We start from the raw sequence: 17,734 nt of genomic DNA, 5'->3' as shown, positions 1-17,734 counted from the left end.
GGAGGAGTGAGTTTTGGACGTCTCAAGTCGAGTCTTAAGTGAACTGGCCAGCCGCGAGGCGGCGCTGGACGCGCAGATCGAAGCGGCCCGCGCGCAGGCGCAGGAAACCGTGGACGCTGCCCAGGCGCAGGCCGCGAGCATCCTCCGCGACGCGCAGGACCGCGTGAAGGCCATGCAGGCCGATCAGGACCAGCAACTGGCCCGCGACGTGCAGCAGGTCCGCGAGGAATCCAGTGCCAGCGCCCAGGCGCAGGCGCAGGCCATCCGCGCCCGCGCGGAAGCCAAGCTGGGCGAGGCCGTGGACACCATCATGAGGGCGGTGCTTCCGTGATCAACCCCATGCAGCAGGTCGTGATCGCCACGCGCAAACGCGACAGTGAAGCGGTCATTGCGGCGCTGCAGGACGCCGGGGTGCTGCACCTCAAGCCCATCACGGGTGGCCCGCTGAGCACCGGCAGCCTTGCCGGGGCCGACGCCCAGAGCCGCCGCGAGGACGAGCGCCTGCTCGCCCGCGCGGAGAGCACCCTCGCGGAACTCGGCAGCTACCGACCCGCGCCCGCCTCCCTTCCCGCCGCGGACAGCTGGGCCGACCTGATCGAACAGGCCGCGCAGCCCACCGCGACCCTGGCCCGTCAGCGCCAGGACCTCCAGGCCGACCTGGACGCCGAGAGCGCCTACGGCGACGCCGTGCGCGCCCTGGGCCGCATGGCGGGCACCCTGGACCGCAGCCAGCGCGTGTCGCTGCTGCCCTTCGTGCTGCAGCCCACCGACAACCCCGGCGAACTGGACGCCGCGCTGAAGGCCGAACTGGCCGACCGCTACGTCCTGGCGACCGAGACCGTCGGCGCCAACCGCGTCGGACTGATCGCCACCCGCCGCAGCGACCGCGACCTCGCGCGCGCCGCGCTGGGCAAGGTCCGCCTGGGCGAACTGCGCCTCCCGGGCCGCTTCGACGGCATGCCGCTGAGTGAAGCGGCCGCCGAGATGGACCGCGTCGCCAGCACCGGCACCGCCCGCCTGGGCGAACTGAACGCCGAACGCGACCGTCTGGCCCAGGCGCACGCGCCCGCGCTGTACGCCATCCGCGACGCCCTGAAAGACCGCGTGGCCATCCACGACGTCCGGGCCGTCTCCGCGCGCGGCAAGTACAGCCTCGCGCTGCAGGGCTACGTTCCCGAAGACCGCCTCGCGGCCCTCAAGGGCGCCCTGGACCGCTTCGGCAGCGCCGTCAGCTACGACCTGCACCCCGTCGACGAGCACCACGACGACCTCGTACCGGTCGAACTGAAGAACAACAGCTACGTCAAACCCTTCCAGACCGTGATGGGCCTCATGACGCCCCCCAAGTACGGCACCTTCGACCCCACCTGGGTCGTGGCGCTGTTCTTCCCGCTGTTCTTCGGGATCATCATGGCCGACATCGGCTACGGCCTGCTGTTCCTGTGGTTCGGCCTGTGGCTGCTCGGCAAGGCCAGGCGCAACGAGGGCTGGGACCTCAGCTTCTTCGGCGCGTACGTGCCGCCCGCCACCCTGCGGGACCTGGGCTTCGTGACGAACGTCATGGCCGCCTGGACCATCCTGTGGGGCGTCCTGACCGGCGAGTTCTTCGGGACCTTCCTGGAGCACTTCGGCATCTTCTACATCAACCCGGAACTGCTGAACAGCCTCTGGGGCTGGACCGGCATCCGCTACCCCGAAGAGGCCGAGGCCCACAAGACCCTCTTCCACCTCTTCCCGATCCTCTTCCCGCGCCTGGAAACCGGGTACTTCAGCAACGTCGCCCTGGTCTTCGCGCTGTGCTTCGGCATCCTGCAGGTGCTGTGGGGCTGGGCCATCCGCATCCAGCAGGGCCTCAAGCACAAGGACCCCGTGCACACCTGGGAAGGCATCGCGCTGTTCGGCGGCGTCGGCGCCCTGATCCTGATGGCCTTCGCCACCAAGGCGGGCAAGGACTTCAGCGCGTTCACGAACTTCAGCGACCCCCGCGTCCTGCTGATGTACGTCGGCTTCGCCGCCTTCGTGGTCGGCTGGCTGCGCGTCATCAAGCACTACCCGCTGCTGCCCATCGAACTGCTCTCGCAGGGCGGCGCGGTCGTCAGCTACGCCCGTATCTTCGCCGTGGGTCTGGTGTCCGCCATTCTCGCCAAGCTCTGCACCGACCTGGGCTGGAGCCTGTACGAGAACATCGGCTTCCTCGGCATCATCATCGGTATCCTGCTGGGCCTGGTCCTGCACTTCCTGGTGCTGGCCCTGACCCTGATCGGCCACGTGCTGCAGCCGCTGCGTCTTCACATGGTGGAGTTCCTCAACCCCACCGGGTTCAACGCCGACTCCAGCCCCCGCTACAACCCCCTTCGTCGCCTCAGCCCCGCCCAGGGGCAGGTTAAATAACCCAGGAGTGTTCACCATGACCAAGTACAACAAGATCGTCCTCGCGTCCCTCGCCTTCGCCCTCGTCAGCACCGGTCTCGCCGCTGAAGCCACCGGCACCAACAGCGACGAGCTGTACAAGGGTCTGCGCGCCGTCGGCGCCGGCCTGGCCCTGGGCCTCGGCGCCATCGGCACCGGCATCGCCCAGGCGCGCATCGGCTCCAGCCTCGTCGGCGCCGTCGCCGAGGACCCCAGCAAGGCCGGCAGCCTGCTGCTGTACTTCCTGCTGCCCGAAACCCTCGTCATCTTCGGCTTCCTCGCGCTGTTCATCCTGAACTGATATGGCGCTCGACAAGCTCCTCGAGAACGAAGCCCAGCAGGACATCGAGCGCATCCGCGCCGAGGCCCAGGGCCGCGCCGAGCAGATCGTCGCCCAGGCCCACGAACAGGCCCAGGCCCTGATCGACTCGCGCACCCGCCAGCTGGAAGGTGCCCGCCAGGCCGAACTGGTGCGCGCCCGCAGCGCCGCTGACCTCGACAGCAGCGCGCAGCGTCTCGCCGCCGCCGACAGCCTCCAGGCCCAGGCGTTCACGGTCTCCGAGCAGTACCTGCACTCCGTGACCACCTCCGCCGAGTACCCCATGATCGTCAGCAAGCTCCTGCAGGAAGCCCTGCAGGTCCTGCCCGACGCCGAGGTGGTCGAGGCGGCCCTGGCCGAGCACGACGCCGTCCGTCAGGCCCTGGCCCAGCTGGGCCGCCAGCTGGACGTGCGCCCCAACGAGCAGGTCAAGACCGGCATTCGCCTGGTCGGCAAGGGCGGCAAGGCCAGCATTCAGAACACGCTCGTGGGTCGACTGAACCGCGTGCGCGGCGACCTCGCCCCGCAGATCAGCCGACTGCTGGCCGAGTAAGGACCGACATGCCCGACGACTACGCTTACATCAACACGCGCGTCCGCATCATGCGGACCAAACTGCTCGACGGACGCTCGCTTGACTCGGCGCTCGCCGCGGGCAGCTACCAGGAGTTCCTGCGGGTCCTGACCGAAACGGACCTCGCCGCGAACCTGCGCGACACCACCACCGAGCAGGCGGGCCTCGCCGAACTGGACCAGGCCCTGAGCCGCAACCTGTTCGACACCGCCCGCAAGGTCCTGGGCTTCGCCGACGGCGACGCCAAACGCGAAATCCAGGCCCTGCTCATGAAATGGGACCTCGTGAACCTCAAGACCGTCGCCCGCGGCATCATCACCGGCCGCGGCACCGACGCGATCCTGGCGAACCTGATCCCCGGCGGCACCCTGAAACCCGCCGCGCTGCAGGCCGCCGCGCAGAGCACCGACCTGCCCGGCGCCGCCGCCGCTATCGCCCTGAGCGGCCACCCGCTGGCCGCCGCGATGCGCACGGCCGCGCAGGCCTACGCCAGCAGCAACCGCATGCTGGACCTGGAAGTCGCGCTGGACCAGGGCTACTACCGGCACGCGCTGAGCGTGGCGCGCAACACCAGCCTGCGCCGCTACCTCAGCCGCGAGATCGACATCACCAACGCCCTGATCGCCCGCGCGGGCGCCGGACAGCCCCTGGACCCCAGCCTGTTCGTCGCCGGCGGCAAACTCGACGCGGCCGGCTACGCCCGCCTGAGCGGCGGCGACGCCGGCGGCCTGAGTGACGTCAGCGCGATCCTCGACGCCCCCAGCCTCGAAGACGCCGAGGTCGCCGCCCGCACCGCCCTGGACACCGCCACCCGCAACGTCGCGGCCGGTGACCCGGAAGGTGTCGGCGTGATCCTGGACTTCCTGCGCCGCAAGGAGATCGAGATCGCCAAACTCCGCCTGATCGGACGCGGCAAGTTCTACGACCTGCCCACCGACCAGATCCGCCGCGAGGTGCAGGCATGACCCAGCCCAACACGCAACGCGTCGCGGTGCTGAGTGACGCCGAGACCGCCACCGGCTACCGCCTCGCCGGAGCCGCCGTGATCGAGGCCACCCCCGACACGGCCCTCGCCACCCTGGAACGCCTGATCACCGAAGGTCAGTACGGCCTCGTCGCCGTCGACACCGGCCTGATCCCGGACCCGGCCACCGCCACCGCCCGCGTCATGCGCGGCCGGGACCTGCCGATCCTGCTGCCCATCCCCAGCCTGCGCGACGCGTTCAACCCGGACACCGTCGACGCGAAGGCCTACATGGGCAAACTGGTGCGCGACACCATCGGCTTCGATATCAAACTGTAAGGAGTTGATGGTCGAGAGCAGAGGGATGATGGTACACAGGACTTTCAGTGACTGAACGCTTGACCCGTCAACCATCCACTCTCCACCATCAACCTCTCCGAAGGAGAACGTAATGACGCAGAACAAGAGCGGCGTCGTGAAGAGCATCGCCGGACCCGCCGTCATCGCGGACGGGATGTACGGCGCGAAAATGTACGACATCGTCCGCGTGGGCCAGGAACGCCTCGTGGGCGAGATCATCCGACTGGACGGCAACACCGCCTTCGTCCAGGTGTACGAGGACACCAGCGGCCTGACCGTCGGTGAACCCGTCGAGACCACCAACCTCCCCCTGAGCGTCGAACTGGGCCCCGGCATGCTGAACGGCATCTACGACGGCATCCAGCGCCCCCTGGGCAAGATCCGCGAGGCCAGCGGCGACTTCATCGCGCGCGGCATCGAGGTCTCCAGCCTGGACCGCACCCAGCTGTGGGACTTCACGCCCAGCGTGCAGGTCGGCGATACCGTCGGCGGCAGCGCCATCCTGGGCACCGTGCCCGAGTTCAGCTTCACGCACAAGGTCCTGACGCCCCCCGACAAGGGCGGCAAGATTGCCTGGATCGCCCCGGCCGGTCAGTACAACATCGACCAGACCATCGCCAAACTGGAAGACGGCACCGAGCTGCGCATGGCCCACTACTGGCCCGTGCGCGCCCCGCGCCCCGTCACCAAGAAACTCGACCCCAGCCTGCCGTTCCTCACGGGCATGCGCATCCTGGACGTCCTGTTCCCCCTGGTCATGGGTGGCGCCGCCGCGATCCCCGGTCCCTTCGGTTCCGGCAAGACCGTGACCCAGCAGAGCGTGGCGAAGTACGGCAACGCCGACATCGTCGTGTACGTGGGCTGCGGTGAACGCGGCAACGAGATGACCGACGTGCTCGTGGAATTCCCCGAACTGGAAGATCCCAAGACCGGCGGGCCGCTCATGCACCGCACGATCCTGATCGCCAACACGTCCAACATGCCCGTGGCCGCCCGCGAAGCGAGCGTCTACACCGGCATCACGCTGGCCGAGTACTTCCGCGACCAGGGCTACAGCGTGTCCCTGATGGCCGACAGCACCAGCCGCTGGGCCGAGGCCCTCCGTGAAATCTCCTCCCGCCTGGAAGAGATGCCTGCCGAAGAAGGCTACCCGCCCTACCTGGGCGCCAAGCTGGCCGCGTTCTACGAGCGCGCCGGGGCCGTCAAGACCCTCGCCGGTGAAGACGGCGCGGTGTCCGTGATCGGCGCCGTCAGCCCCGCCGGCGGCGACATGTCCGAGCCCGTCACGCAGGCCACCCTGCGTATCACCGGCGCCTTCTGGCGTCTGGACGCCGGCCTCGCCCGCCGCCGCCACTTCCCCGCGATCAACTGGAACGGCTCCTACAGCCTGTTCACCCCGATCCTGGACTCCTGGTACCGCGCCAACGTCGGCGAGGACTTCCCGGAACTGCGCCAGCGCATCGGCACGATCCTCCAGGAAGAGGCCGCGCTGCAGGAAGTCGTGCAGCTCGTCGGCCCCGACGCCCTGCAGGACAACGAGCGCCTGATCATCGAGACCGGCCGCATGCTCCGCCAGGACTTCCTGCAGCAGAACGGCTTCGACCCCGTCGACGCCAGCGCCAGCATGCCCAAGAACTACGGCCTGATGCGCATGTTCCTGAAGTTCTACGACCAGGCCGACGCGGCCCTCAAGAGCGGCAGCACCATCGACGAAATCATCCAGAGCCCCATCATCGAGCGTCTCGCCCGCGCCCGCTACACGCCCGAAGGTGACTTCGCCGCGTACACCGACAGCGTCCTCGGCGAGCTCGACAGCAGCTTCAAGGCGGTGAAAGCGTGACCCTCCTCCAGAAGGAATACAACGACGTCGCGTACATCTCCGGCCCTCTGCTGTTCGTGAATGCCGCCAGCGACCTCGCGTACGGCGCCATCGTGAACATCAAGGACGCGAGCGGTAAGCTCCGCGGCGGCCAGGTCATCTCCGTGACCGACCAGAACGCCGTCATTCAGGTGTTCGAAGAAACCCGCGGTCTGGACCTCGCGACCGCCAGCGTCAGCCTCGTCGAAGACGTGGCCCGCCTGGGCGTCAGCAAGGAAATGATCGGCCGCCGCTTCGACGGCCTGGGCCGCCCCATCGACGGGCTGCCCGCCGTGGTCGCCGAGAAGCGCCTCTCGATCAACGGTCAGCCCATGAACCCCGCCGCGCGCGCCAAGCCCGAGGAGTTCATCCAGACCGGCATCAGCACCATCGACGTGCAGACCAGCCTGATCCGCGGCCAGAAGCTGCCGATCTTCAGCGGCTCGGGCCTCCCGCACAACGAACTCGCCGCGCAGATCGCCCGCCAGGCCAAGGTGCCCGGCCACGAGGGTGACTTCGCCGTGGTGTTCGCCGCGATGGGCCTGACCCAGCGCGAAGTCAGCTTCTTCACGCAGGAATTCGAACGCACCGGCGCCCTGGCCCGCTCTGTCCTGTTCCTGAACAAGGCCGACGACCCCGCGGTCGAGCGTCTGCTCACCCCCCGCATGGCCCTGACCACCGCCGAGTACCTGGCCTTCGAGCACGGCTACCACGTGCTGGTGATCCTGACCGACCTGACGAACTACTGCGAGGCCCTCCGTGAAATCGGCGGTGCGCGCGAGGAGATCCCCGGTCGCCGCGGCTTCCCCGGCTACATGTACACCGACCTCGCCTCGCTGTACGAGCGCGCGGGCGTCGTGGACGGCAAGCCCGGCTCGGTCACCCAGGTGCCGATCCTGTCGATGCCCGACGACGACATCACCCACCCCATCCCCGACCTGACCGGCTACATCACCGAAGGTCAGATCGTGGTCGACCGCACCCTGAACAGCAAGGGCGTGTTCCCCCCGATCAACCCCCTGCCCAGCCTGAGCCGCCTGCAGGGCAACGGCATCGGCAAGGGCAAGACCCGCGCCGACCACAAGAACATCAGCGACCAGCTGTTCGCCGCGTACGCCAACGGCCTGGACCTGCGCAAACTGGTGGCCATCACCGGTGAAGACGCGCTGACCGAAACCGACAAGCTGTACCTGAAGTTCGCCAACGACTTCGAGGAATACTTCATCGGCCAGGGCGACCAGGACCGCAGCATCGAGGACAGCCTGACCGTCGCGTGGGGCATCCTGAGCAAGCTGCCCCAGAGCCAGCTGACCCGTATCGGCAAGGACTCCATCGACAAGTACTACGGCACGAAGATGGACGAGATGTGGAAGGGCAGCCGCTCCACGAAGTAACCCCCCTGAGGGGCTGAAGGGTGACCCCGCCGCTTGCGGACTCGCCCTTCAACCCCTGACCATAAACGCCAGAACGTCAGGAGGTGAACACACATGGCAGAACAGATCAGCCCCACCCGCAGCGCCCTGCTGGCCAGCAAGGCCAGCCTGAAGACCGCCTCCGGCGGCGCGGACCTCCTCAAGCGCAAGCGTGACGCCCTCATCGGCGAATTCTTCGCGCTCGTCAAGGACGCGCTGGCCGCCCGCGAGCAGCTCAGCGGCGTCAGCAAGGGCGCGTACACCAGCCTCTTCAGCGCGAAAGCCTGGGACAGCCCCGAAGCCGTCGAGAGCCTCTCGCTGGCCGGCAGCGGCGACTACCAGATCGACATGCAGATCGACAACCTGTACGGCGTGAAGGTGCCGCGCATCAGCGTGCCCGAACGCGCCGCGCAGGCGAACTTCAGCCCGATCAACGTCGGCGCCCGCACCATCCAGGCCGCCACCGACTTCGGCGGCGTCCTCGAGGCGATCGTCAAGGTCGCCGCGACCGAGACGAAACTGCGCCGCATCGGCGAGGAAATCAAGAAGACCAGCCGCCGCGTCAACGCGCTCGAGCAGGTCGTGATTCCCGGCATTCAGGACGACATCCGCTTCATCCGCAGCGTGCTCGACCAGCGCGAACGCGAAGCCGGATTCACCCAGAAGAAGATCAAGGCGAAGATCGAGGCGAAAGCCAAGGCCGCCCGCGAAGCGCAGAACGCGCAGAGCCACGGCAGCGCCGCCGACTGACCCCGACATCACAGAAACCGCCCTCCGACTGGGGGGCGGTTTTTTTATTGGCTTTGTTTGTGGTTGCGGTCAGCCCTGCTGATACGGGATTCAAGTGATTCCACATCATTCGGAGTCGCCCGGTGGCCCCCTCACCCTTCCGTCGCTTCGCTCCTCCCTCCCTCTCCCACAGGGGGAGAGGGGACAATGGAACGCGATCACGTTGCAAGCAAGTCAATTTAATCCCGTATGAGGCACCGGGGCCGTAGGCGCGCGGCGGCCCCGCACGCTCAGGACCAGCAGCAGCGCGCCCATCCCGGCCGCCAGCGCCGCGCCCGCCGCGAAGCCCTGCGCCTCGTGCCCGGCAGGCGCCGCCAGCAGCAGAGGGCTGAGGAACTGCCCCAGGAACACGGCGCTGCTCATGCCCGCCGTCACGCGGCCCCGCCACGCGGGAGGCGTCAGGTCGGCCAGCCACGCGTACAGGTTCGGGAAGATCAGCCCGCCGCCCAGGCCCGCCACGAGCAGGCCCGCCTCGACGACTGCCAGGCCCGGCGCACGGAACACCAGCAGCCAGCCCAGCGCCACGACGACCATGCCCAGCCCCGCCAGGCGGCGCGGATCGAAACGCCCGGCGAAGCGCGAGAACACCAGTGAGGTCACGGCGGCCATCAGGGTGGAGCTGCCCAGCATCAGGCCGGTCAGGCCGGGGCTGGCGTCCAGGGCGCGCAGCAGGAAGGGCCCCTGGGCGGGCATCAGGTAGAACACGACCATGTACCCCAGCGCCAGCGCGTACACCAGCGTGACCGCGCCCCAGCGGGGAGCCTGCACCGGGCCGGTGAGGTCCGGCGCGACGCCGGGAATGCCGCGCGGGAGCCGCAGGAGCAGCGGGAGCAGCAGCGCCGCCGCGAGGTACAGGAAGAACGGGGCGCGCCAGCCCACGGCGGCCAGCACGCCGCCCAGCGGAAGGAGGACCGCGCCGCCGAAACTGGTGAACGCCGCCTGCTGGCTCAGGAAGCGGCCGCGCGCGGCGCCGCTGAACAGGTCGTTCACGAGCGCCCCGGCGGCCGTCATGGTGCCCGCCACGGCGAGACCCAGCACGATGCGCCCCAGCAGGACCTGCCCGAGGCTCTGCGCGATCAGGCCGCTGCCGCCCCCGATCACGTACAGCGCCAGGGCCGCGAGCAACACCGGGCGGCGGCCGTAGCGGTCGGCCAGCACCCCGAACAGCGGGGCGGTGACGGCAATCACGATGCCCAGGATGGTCAGGGCCAGTTTCACGAGCAGCGCGGCGTTCGGGGTGTCCGCGAAGTGCGCCTGCATGGCGGGCAGCGCCGGGGCGATGGTCGCGCCGGACATGACGGTCAGGGCCGACAGGAGCAGCAGGGTGGCCTGCGTGACCCGGTCGGGTGGGGCCTGACCGGGCGCGGTGGGAGAGGGGGCAGGCGTGGGCATGCCCCCCACTATACGCTTTAAAACTTAAACCGGTTTACTCTGATGAACGGTCTGGGGTGCCGCCCACACCCTGCGCCTGCCGGAGCCGCCACACCGCCTCCGCCGTCACCGGCAGCTCGGTCACGCGCACCCCCGCCGCCTCCCGCACCGCGTTCGCCAGGGCCGCCGCGCCCGCCGTGACCGGCGGCTCCCCCACCACCCGCGCGCCGAACGGCCCATGCTCGCTGGGCCGCTGCACCAGCAGGGCCTCCAGCGGCGGCACATCCGTACTCGTGGGGAACGCGTACTCCAGGAAATTCGCGCTTTGCAGCGTCCCCCCCGCGTAGTCCAGGCCCTCCAGCAGCCCCAGACCCAGCGCCTGCGCGCTGCCCCCGTGAATCTGACCCTCGACCAGCAGCGGGTTCAACGCGAAGCCCACGTCCTGCGCCGCCACCGACCGCAGCAGCGTCACCGCGCCCGTGCCGGGGTCCACCCGCGCGTGCACCAGCTGCGCGATGAACCCCGGCGCGCCCGCCTTGGGCGCCGCGCGGCCCTCGGCGACCACCGGGCCCGGCCCGCCCGGCGCGCGCTGCGCCTGCGCCGCCAGCTTCCCGATCGGAATGGCGCGGTCCGGAATGCCCCGCACGAGCGCCTGCCCGCCCGCGAGCTCCAGGTCGTCCCGGTGCGCCTCGAAATGCCGCGCCGCGAGGTCCAGCAGCTGGTCGCGCACCTGCGTGCTGGCGTCCAGCACCGCGCCCGACAGGCTGATCGTCACCTGCGACCCCCCGGAGTTCGGCGCGTACGGCCCGCTGTCGGTCGTGCCCTGCACGATCTCCACGTCGTCCGGGTGGACGCCCAGCGTCTCGGCGGCGATCAGGACCATGCTGGAATGCACGCCGCTGATGTCCACGCTGCCCACGTGCAGCCTCACCGTGCCGTCCGTGTCCACGCGGCACACCGCGCCCGCCGGGGAGAACGCTCCCGGCCAGCCGCCCACCGCCAGCCCCACGCCCTCATGCGCGGGCAGCTCGTGGCGTCCCTGCCACAGCGGGTGCGCGCGGGCGGCCTCCAGGCAGTCGCGCAGGCCGATGTCCGGCCAGGGCCGCCCGGTGCCCATCGGGTCGCCCGCCTGCACGGCGTGGCGCAGGCGCCACTCCAGCGGGTCCGCGCCCAGCTGCCGGGTCAGGTCGTCCACGGCGGACTCCAGCGCGAACAGCGCCTGCGGGACGCCCGGCGCGCGGTACGCCCCGACCGGCGCGCGGTTCAGCAGCAGCTCCCGCGCCCGCACGCGCACGTTCTCGCAGCGGTACAGCCCGCCCAGCATCGTCGCGATGATCCCCCCGTGCCCGAACCTGAACGCCCCGTTCTCGATCAGCACGTCCGCGTCCACGGCCGTCAGGGTGCCGTCCGCGTCCGCACCGAGCCGCAGCGTCACCTGAATGGCCGGGGCGGGCATGGTCGTCAGCATGTCCTCGCTGCGGGTCAGGACCAGCCGCACCGGCTGCCGCGCGTGCAGCGCCGCCGCCGCGACCAGCGCGTCCATGATCCCGTACTTCGCGCCGAACCCCCCACCCACCGTCAGCGGCACCACGTGCACGTCCCGCTCGCGCAGGCCCAGCGCGCCCGCGACCTCGCCGCGCACCACGTACTGCCCCTGCGTGCTCGTGTACACCGTGACCTCGCCGGTCCGCGCGCCGGGCTCCGCGACCACCGCGTGCGGCTCCAGGTACCCCTGATGCACGCCCGCCACCCGGAACGACCCGCCCGCCGTGAACGCCGCCCCCGCCAGCGCCGCGTCCACGTCCCCACGGCCGAAGGTGCGGTCCTCGTCCACGTTGCTCGGCTCGCGCGCCGCCTGCGCGCCCGCCTCTCCGCCGTGTAGCCCGGCCATGCCACCGTCCGCCTTCGGGACGCCCTGCGGCCACACCAGCGTCCCGCCCGCCAGGGCCGCCTCCGCGTCCTCCACGGCGTCCAGTGCCTCGTAGTCCACGTCCAGCAGGGCCGCCGCGTCCGCCGCCTGCGCCTCGGTGTCCGCCAGGATCAGCGCGACCGGCTGCCCCGCGAACACCACCGTGTCCCCCGCCAGCAGCAGGCTGGGTCGCGAGTGCATGGGCTTCACGTTCAGGTCTGCGCCCAGCAGCACCGAGTGCACGCCCGGCACGGCCAGCGCCGCCGCGCGGTCGATGCCCCGGATGCGGGCGTGCGGGTACGGGGACAGCACCACGCGCGCGTGCAGCAGCCCCGGCACCCGCCGGTCCGCGACGTACGGCGCCCGGCCCACGAGTTTCTCCAGACCGTCGATGATCTTGCGCGGACGACCCAGGTGCGTGCGGGCCGACAGTTCAGGCGTGGTCATACGGACTCCGGTGGAATGGTGTGCCCGCCCCATTCCACCCGAGCGGATGCGAGTGGGAGCAGAACGGGTTCCGGGCGTGGAGTTGGCAACCCGGTGGTGTTCCGGGGTGTGAACGAAACAGACGGAATCCGTGTCACAGGTGAAACCTCCAGAAGAAGCGGGGAGAGGGATGAGCTTGGAACCTCCGGAGTCTACGCCCGCGCTAGCATCCGGGCACATGACCCCAGACCTGCCCCTGAGCGGCGTGCGCGTCGCGGACTTCACCCGCGTCCTGACCGGCCCGCTGTGCACCATGCTCCTCGGCGACCTCGGCGCGGACGTGATCAAGGTCGAACCGCCCGGCGGGGACGACACCCGCGCCTGGGGCCCGCCCTTCCAGACGGGGCCGGACGGGGCGCGCGAGAGCAGTTACTTCCTGAGCGTGAACCGCAACAAGCGCAGCGTCACCCTGGACCTCAAGGCGCAGGAGGGGCTGGAGGCCGCCCGCCGCCTGATCGCGGGCAGCGACGTGCTCGTCGAGAACTTCCGGCCCGGCACGCTGGAGCGCCTGGGGCTGGGCTGGGACGACCTGCACGCCGCGCAGCCCCGCCTGATCTACGCCAGCATCACGGGCTTCGGCCTGAGCGGCCCGTACCGCGACCGCGCCGGGTACGACGTGATCGCGCAGGGCATGGGCGGCCTCATGAGCTACAACGGCGAGGCGGGCGGCGAGCCCCTGCGGGTCGGGGTGGCCGTCGCGGACGTGTACAGCGGCGCGCTGATCACCCAGGCGATCCTCGCCGCGCTGTACGCCCGTGAACGCACCGGACGCGGCGCGCGGGTGGACGTGAACCTCCTTGAGAGCGTGATCGCGCTGGGCTCCTCGCAGGTGGGCCGCTACCTCGCCACCGGGGAGGTCCCCGTGCCCACCGGGAACGACCACCGGTCCATCGTCCCGTACGGCACCTTCCCCTGCGCGGACGGCTTCGTGAACATCGCCGTGGGCAACGACGCGCTGTGGCGACGCTTCTGCGCGGCGCTGGACGACCCTGACCTGGGTGCGGACGCCCGCTTCACCACGAACGAGGGCCGCGTCAACCACCGCGCCGACCTCGACCACCTCCTGCTGCCCGCCCTGGCCCGCCACACCCGCGCCGACCTCATGACCCGCCTGGAGGTCGCGGGCGTCCCCTGCGGCCCCGTGAACGACCTGTCCGACGTCTTCAGCGACCCACACGTGCAGGCGCGCGGCGTCGCCGTGCCCGTCCCGCACCCCACCCTGGGCGAGACGACCGTCACCAGCCCCCCCTGGCGCTTCGGCGGCGAGGCCCTCCCTGTGCGCCGCGCGCCCCCCACACCGGGCCAGCACACCCGCGAGGTGATGACGGAACTGGGCCTCAGCCCCGAGATCAGCTCAGCCGCGCCAGCGCCCGCGCCAGATTGACCCGCGCCTGAGGCTCCAGCCCTGCGAACTCCGGCGTGAGGTACAGCCGCTCGCGGCTCAGGAAGCCCCGCAGGACCGCCGCCCGCCCGGCGCGGTACGCGTCCTCGGGCACGTGCGCGTACTCCACCCGGATGGCCCGGTCGTACGCGTCGAAGGTGTCCGGATCGGCCCCCAGGACACTCAGGTCGGCGTCCACGAACAGCGCCTCCGCCCGCGTGGTCACGGGAACGGTGTGCCGGGTCGCGAGGATCAGCGCCCGCACCTCCGCCTGAAGCCCCCCGGACGCCCCCTGCGCGACCAGCCACGCCCCGAACACATCCGCGCTGCGGGCCTCGTTGTCCGCCGCGCGCGGATCGTAGATCAGGTCATGCCCCCACGCGGCCAGCGCCAGCGCGGGCGTCAGCACCCCCCGCCCCGCCAGGGCGTCCAGCAGAGCCCGCACATGCGCCCCAGTGTGATACGCCCGGCCTGCCTCGGCGTAGAACGGCCCCGCGTACGCCTCGGCGGCAGTCAGCAGGGCCGGTTCTTGCATCATGGCTTCAGCCCAGCATCAGCGCGTGGAACTCTTCCATGATGTTCTCCGCGTCCGCCGTGGTGCGCGCCACCACGAAGATCGTGTCCTCGCCCGCCAGCGTCCCGATGATGTCGTCGCGGCGCACCCGGTCCAGCACCAGCGCCACGCCGGTCGCGTGCCCGTCCGCCGTGCGGATCACGAGCATGTTCTCGCCCCGGTCGATGTCATGCACGAAGTTCTGGAAGAGCCGCGCGAGTTCCTCCTGCGCGCCCACGTGACCGGCCGTCTGCGCCAGGGCGTAGCGGTGGCGGCCCTTGCCGACCGGGAGGCGCACCAGCCGCAGCTCGTTGATGTCGCGGCTGACGGTCGCCTGCGTGACCCGGATGCCCTCGGCCTGGAGGCGCTCGACGAGTTCTCCCTGGGTGCTGACACTGTCGCGGGCGATGATGTCCTGAATGCGTTTCTGACGTTGTTCCTTGCTGAGCGTACCCGCCATTCCACACAGCATATGCATATGCACTGCATAATTCAATGACGGGCGTCCCGACGAGCAGAACCCCGCGCGGCCCCTCGCTGCGTGCTCACCCCCACCCGGCCTCCCCCCTCAAGGGGGAGGAGCAGGCACGGCTTCAGCGGGCTGTGGGCAGGAGGCGTGCCGCCTCGGTCAGCAGGCGCTCGGCCACCTCGCGCTTGCTCACGCGCGGCCAGTCCTCGTGCGAGCCGTCCGCGCGGACCAGCGTCACCTGATTGTCGTCCCCGCCGAACGCCGTGCCCTCCCGCGTCGGGTAGTTCAGGAGGATGAAATCCGCGTTCTTCCGTTGCGCCTTGCCCGCCGCGCGCTCCACGCCCGCGTGCGTCTCCATCGCGAAGCCCACCAGGACCCGGTCGCCCTTCTCGCGGCCCAGTTCCGCCAGGATGTCCGGGTTCGGCGTCAGGTGAACCGTGACGTCGCCCGCCACCTTCGCCTGCTTCTCGCCGCTCTGCGTGGCCGCGCGGTAGTCCGCGACCGCCGCCGTCATCACCACGATCCCCGCGTCCTGCGCGGCGTCCACCACCGCGTCCCGCAACTCCAGCGCCGACTCGATCCGCACCACCCGCACGCCCGCCGGGTCCGGCAGCGTCACCGGGCCGGTCACCAGCGTCACGTCCGCGCCCCGGTCCCGCGCGGCCTCTGCCACCGCGAAGCCCATCTTCCCGCTCGACGGGTTGCTGATGAACCGCACCGGGTCCAGGTACTCCCGCGTCGGCCCGGCCGACACGACCACCCGTACGCCCGCCAGATCCCGCACCGGAGCAGGGGAGGCGTCTCCCTTCAACAGCGCCAGCGTCGCGTCCGCGATGTCGTCCGGTTCGCTCATGCGGCCCACGCCGCGCCCCTCGCCGCGCGTGCCGAACGCCCCCACCTCCGGCCCCAGGAACCCATGCCCCCAGCCTCGCAGCACCTCCGCGTTCGCCTGCACCGCCGGGTGCGTCCACATCAACTCGTTCATCGCGGGCACCCACAGCACGGGGGCGCGCACGCTCAGCAGCGTCGCCAGCGCCAGATCCCCCGCGTGCCCGTGCGCCGCCCCCGCCAGCAACTCCGCCGACGCACCCACCACCACCGCCGCGTCCACCCGCGCGTACGTCAGGTGTATCGCGTCCGGTCGCGCCTCGAACCAGTGCGCGTCCGTCCCCACCGGCCCGTCCGCCGCCGTGCTCAGGCTCAACTCCGTGATGAACGCCAGCGCCGCGCGGGACGCGATCACCCGCACCTCCGCGCCACGCTCCCGCAACCGGCGCAGCACCGACGGGGCCTTCACCGCCGCCATGCTCCCCCCCACGATCACCAGCACGCACGGACGCTCATCAGCCGTTCTCACGGGTACAGGATAGGGGGTGAGCCGTCAGGCGGCAGTGAAGCCGGGAGTTGGCGTCTCGTTCTCGGGAGAGACCGGCAAGCCGACACAGCGGTGGGCTGTCCAGAGCATGCTGGCCATCAGGACGCCCGCCACACCATTCCAGAGCAGTGACAGTGGGTTGCCCTCCATCTCCGTCACGTCGAAAGCCACGAGCAGGATCATGCCTAGCGAGTTGATGGCCGCGAGGGTGGAGAGCCATTTGCCAAACAACAACCAAGCTGGCAGTTGCTCCCGGGGTGCGTGAGAATCATATGTTGCGGTGCCGTTCAAAATGTCGGTCGTATTCACTATCCAGTCTCTCAGGGCTCGGCAGAAAAACCTGTAAACCAATGTAGGTGGAATGGAGAAGAGGAGTAGAACTAAAATAACCCGCAGTGGGGCCGCAGTTTCATTCAGAGACGGCATTTGACTTAATCTCATCACGGCCAAAGTGAACATTGAGATCGCCGGGAGGAATGGAAGCCACTTCAACGCCTGGCGAGCCAATCGCGCCTGAGTGGGCAGCTCATTAACATTTCCGGTGCCCATCGAATGCACCCATCGTCTGACGATTAAAGTGACGATCAAGGACGGGATTGCCAGGACACTGACTGCGGCGATTTCAGGCAGTGAGGCTTGCCCTACATACAGGACGAACTGCACGCCAACGGCCAACACGACAACGAGGATCTGCTGGGACAGGGTCATCCAGGGGCGGCGGTGTGGAGTCACCCCGCCATTGAATCACCTGGGTTGTTCACAGGCCACCGACAATGACCGGCTGCAGACGCCCCAACCAATGAAAAACCGCCCCCCGTTCCCGGCAGGGCGGTGTCGCGGCTTCTGGGTTCAGCCTTCGCGCTGGCCGGTCACCCAGTAGCGGACGCGTTCGGAGATGTTCTCCATGTGATCCCCGACGCGTTCCAGGCTGCGGCCCACCCGCATGAGCATCAGGGCCTTGCTGATGTTGCGGGGGTCTTCGAGCATGTACGTCACGAGTTCACGCTGGATCTGCTCGTACAGGTCGTCCACCTCGTCGTCCATCTGCACGGTCGCTTCGGCGCGGGCGACGTCGCGGTCGGCGATGGCGGTGCGGAGGTTCTGGCTCATCTCGCCCAGTCGTTCGAGCATCCGGGCGAGGTTCACGTAGCGTTTCAGCGCGGGGGCCTGCGCGAGTTCCGCGCCGTCCTCGGCGACGTGCACGACGTAGTCGCCCATGCGTTCGATGTCGCTGAGGCTCTTGAGGATCAGGGCGACCATCCGCAGGTCCCGCGCGACCGGCTGGTGCAGCGCGATGATCCGCAGGCATTCGGCCTCGATCTGCGCTTCCTGGGCGTCCACCTCGCGGTCGAGGGCCTTGACCTCCGCGAGGCGTTCGACGTTCTCGCGCAGCAGGACGTCCCCGGCGACGGGGAGCATGCGCTCGACGGTGCCGAGCATGTTCAGTGCGCCGTTCAGGACGGCACGCAGGTCGTTTTCGAGGGCTTCACGCATGGGGACTCCTG

General features: G+C 69.8%; 17 protein-coding genes. 10 read left to right on the top strand and 7 right to left on the bottom strand.

All coding sequences use genetic code 11. The features are described from left to right. Positions 1 to 13 precede the first annotated feature (13 nt). From EXW95_RS10725 to EXW95_RS10685, 9 genes are all read left to right on the top strand, one after another. On the top strand, positions 14 to 331 hold the full coding sequence (locus EXW95_RS10725; protein ID WP_174367448.1) for a V-type ATPase subunit subunit G family protein: 318 nt from the start codon (positions 14 to 16) through the stop codon (positions 329 to 331). Beyond that, positions 328 to 2,391, top strand: a complete 2,064-nt coding sequence (locus tag EXW95_RS10720; protein ID WP_174367447.1) for a V-type ATP synthase subunit I — start codon at positions 328 to 330, stop codon at positions 2,389 to 2,391. The genes EXW95_RS10725 and EXW95_RS10720 overlap by 4 nt, the downstream gene beginning before the upstream one ends. 16 nt (positions 2,392 to 2,407) lie before the next feature. Then, positions 2,408 to 2,710 (top strand): V-type ATP synthase subunit K, encoded by a 303-nt coding sequence (locus tag EXW95_RS10715; protein WP_174367446.1) that lies wholly within the window; start codon positions 2,408 to 2,410, stop codon positions 2,708 to 2,710. Between the two features lies 1 nt (position 2,711). Next, positions 2,712 to 3,281, top strand: coding sequence for a V-type ATP synthase subunit E (locus EXW95_RS10710; protein WP_174367445.1), 570 nt, complete (start codon positions 2,712 to 2,714; stop codon positions 3,279 to 3,281). Positions 3,282 to 3,289: 8 nt separating this feature from the next. Further along, positions 3,290 to 4,267 (top strand): V-type ATPase subunit, encoded by a 978-nt coding sequence (locus tag EXW95_RS10705; protein WP_046843656.1) that lies wholly within the window; start codon positions 3,290 to 3,292, stop codon positions 4,265 to 4,267. Then, positions 4,264 to 4,605 (top strand): V-type ATP synthase subunit F, encoded by a 342-nt coding sequence (locus EXW95_RS10700; RefSeq protein WP_058974473.1) that lies wholly within the window; start codon positions 4,264 to 4,266, stop codon positions 4,603 to 4,605. The genes EXW95_RS10705 and EXW95_RS10700 overlap by 4 nt, the downstream gene beginning before the upstream one ends. Positions 4,606 to 4,717: 112 nt before the next feature. After that, positions 4,718 to 6,466, top strand: coding sequence for a V-type ATP synthase subunit A (locus EXW95_RS10695; protein ID WP_174367444.1), 1,749 nt, complete (start codon positions 4,718 to 4,720; stop codon positions 6,464 to 6,466). Further along, entirely contained in the window at positions 6,463 to 7,878 is a 1,416-nt protein-coding gene (locus EXW95_RS10690) for a V-type ATP synthase subunit B (protein ID WP_046843653.1), read from the top strand. The genes EXW95_RS10695 and EXW95_RS10690 overlap by 4 nt, the downstream gene beginning before the upstream one ends. A 93-nt stretch (positions 7,879 to 7,971) precedes the next feature. Continuing rightward, positions 7,972 to 8,646 (top strand): V-type ATP synthase subunit D, encoded by a 675-nt coding sequence (locus EXW95_RS10685; protein WP_160980777.1) that lies wholly within the window; start codon positions 7,972 to 7,974, stop codon positions 8,644 to 8,646. Positions 8,647 to 8,859: 213 nt separating this feature from the next. Here EXW95_RS10685 and EXW95_RS10680 read toward each other — a convergent pair whose 3' ends face one another. Both EXW95_RS10680 and EXW95_RS10675 read right to left on the bottom strand, forming a co-directional pair. Further along, complete coding sequence (locus tag EXW95_RS10680) at positions 8,860 to 10,077, bottom strand: MFS transporter (protein ID WP_174367443.1); 1,218 nt, start codon at positions 10,075 to 10,077, stop codon at positions 8,860 to 8,862. Between the two features lie 34 nt (positions 10,078 to 10,111). After that, positions 10,112 to 12,412, bottom strand: coding sequence for a xanthine dehydrogenase family protein molybdopterin-binding subunit (locus tag EXW95_RS10675; RefSeq protein WP_174367442.1), 2,301 nt, complete (start codon positions 12,410 to 12,412; stop codon positions 10,112 to 10,114). A 217-nt stretch (positions 12,413 to 12,629) separates the two neighbouring features. Here EXW95_RS10675 and EXW95_RS10670 point away from each other — a divergent pair, with 217 nt between their 5' ends. Next, on the top strand, positions 12,630 to 13,835 hold the full coding sequence (locus EXW95_RS10670) for a CaiB/BaiF CoA-transferase family protein (RefSeq protein ID WP_174367441.1): 1,206 nt from the start codon (positions 12,630 to 12,632) through the stop codon (positions 13,833 to 13,835). On the opposite strand, the gene EXW95_RS10665 is transcribed toward EXW95_RS10670, so the two are convergent. The 5 genes from EXW95_RS10665 to phoU all read right to left on the bottom strand — a co-directional run bounded on the left by EXW95_RS10665 (position 13,801) and on the right by phoU (position 17,723). Further along, positions 13,801 to 14,370, bottom strand: a complete 570-nt coding sequence (locus EXW95_RS10665) for a phosphohydrolase (RefSeq protein WP_174367440.1) — start codon at positions 14,368 to 14,370, stop codon at positions 13,801 to 13,803. The genes EXW95_RS10670 and EXW95_RS10665 overlap by 35 nt on opposite strands. A 4-nt stretch (positions 14,371 to 14,374) precedes the next feature. Next, on the bottom strand, positions 14,375 to 14,845 hold the full coding sequence (gene argR / locus EXW95_RS10660) for an arginine repressor (protein WP_058974488.1): 471 nt from the start codon (positions 14,843 to 14,845) through the stop codon (positions 14,375 to 14,377). Between the two features lie 133 nt (positions 14,846 to 14,978). After that, on the bottom strand, positions 14,979 to 16,211 hold the full coding sequence (gene coaBC, locus EXW95_RS10655) for a bifunctional phosphopantothenoylcysteine decarboxylase/phosphopantothenate--cysteine ligase CoaBC (RefSeq protein WP_371810016.1): 1,233 nt from the start codon (positions 16,209 to 16,211) through the stop codon (positions 14,979 to 14,981). A gap of 24 nt (positions 16,212 to 16,235) precedes the next feature. Continuing rightward, positions 16,236 to 16,937, bottom strand: coding sequence for a hypothetical protein (locus EXW95_RS10650; RefSeq protein WP_174367439.1), 702 nt, complete (start codon positions 16,935 to 16,937; stop codon positions 16,236 to 16,238). Positions 16,938 to 17,078: 141 nt separating this feature from the next. Further along, positions 17,079 to 17,723, bottom strand: coding sequence for a phosphate signaling complex protein PhoU (phoU, locus tag EXW95_RS10645; protein ID WP_119674111.1), 645 nt, complete (start codon positions 17,721 to 17,723; stop codon positions 17,079 to 17,081). Positions 17,724 to 17,734 lie beyond the last annotated feature (11 nt).

This window comes from Deinococcus sp. JMULE3, from assembly GCF_013337115.1.
Lineage (GTDB): Bacteria > Deinococcota > Deinococci > Deinococcales > Deinococcaceae > Deinococcus.
Note: the sequence above shows the minus strand (reverse complement) of the source record. Positions and strands in the feature narration are given on the sequence as shown.

Coding starts and splice junctions, on each gene's coding strand:
- EXW95_RS10715 (WP_174367446.1), top strand. CDS start 2,408: ATGACCAAGTACAACAAGATCGTCCTCGCGTCCCTCGCCTTCGCCCTC.
- EXW95_RS10710 (WP_174367445.1), top strand. CDS start 2,712: ATGGCGCTCGACAAGCTCCTCGAGAACGAAGCCCAGCAGGACATCGAG.
- EXW95_RS10705 (WP_046843656.1), top strand. CDS start 3,290: ATGCCCGACGACTACGCTTACATCAACACGCGCGTCCGCATCATGCGG.
- EXW95_RS10700 (WP_058974473.1), top strand. CDS start 4,264: ATGACCCAGCCCAACACGCAACGCGTCGCGGTGCTGAGTGACGCCGAG.
- EXW95_RS10695 (WP_174367444.1), top strand. CDS start 4,718: ATGACGCAGAACAAGAGCGGCGTCGTGAAGAGCATCGCCGGACCCGCC.
- EXW95_RS10685 (WP_160980777.1), top strand. CDS start 7,972: ATGGCAGAACAGATCAGCCCCACCCGCAGCGCCCTGCTGGCCAGCAAG.
- EXW95_RS10680 (WP_174367443.1), bottom strand. CDS start 10,077: ATGCCCACGCCTGCCCCCTCTCCCACCGCGCCCGGTCAGGCCCCACCC.
- EXW95_RS10675 (WP_174367442.1), bottom strand. CDS start 12,412: ATGACCACGCCTGAACTGTCGGCCCGCACGCACCTGGGTCGTCCGCGC.
- EXW95_RS10670 (WP_174367441.1), top strand. CDS start 12,630: ATGACCCCAGACCTGCCCCTGAGCGGCGTGCGCGTCGCGGACTTCACC.
- EXW95_RS10665 (WP_174367440.1), bottom strand. CDS start 14,370: ATGATGCAAGAACCGGCCCTGCTGACTGCCGCCGAGGCGTACGCGGGG.
- argR (WP_058974488.1), bottom strand. CDS start 14,845: ATGGCGGGTACGCTCAGCAAGGAACAACGTCAGAAACGCATTCAGGAC.
- EXW95_RS10650 (WP_174367439.1), bottom strand. CDS start 16,937: ATGACCCTGTCCCAGCAGATCCTCGTTGTCGTGTTGGCCGTTGGCGTG.
- phoU (WP_119674111.1), bottom strand. CDS start 17,723: ATGCGTGAAGCCCTCGAAAACGACCTGCGTGCCGTCCTGAACGGCGCA.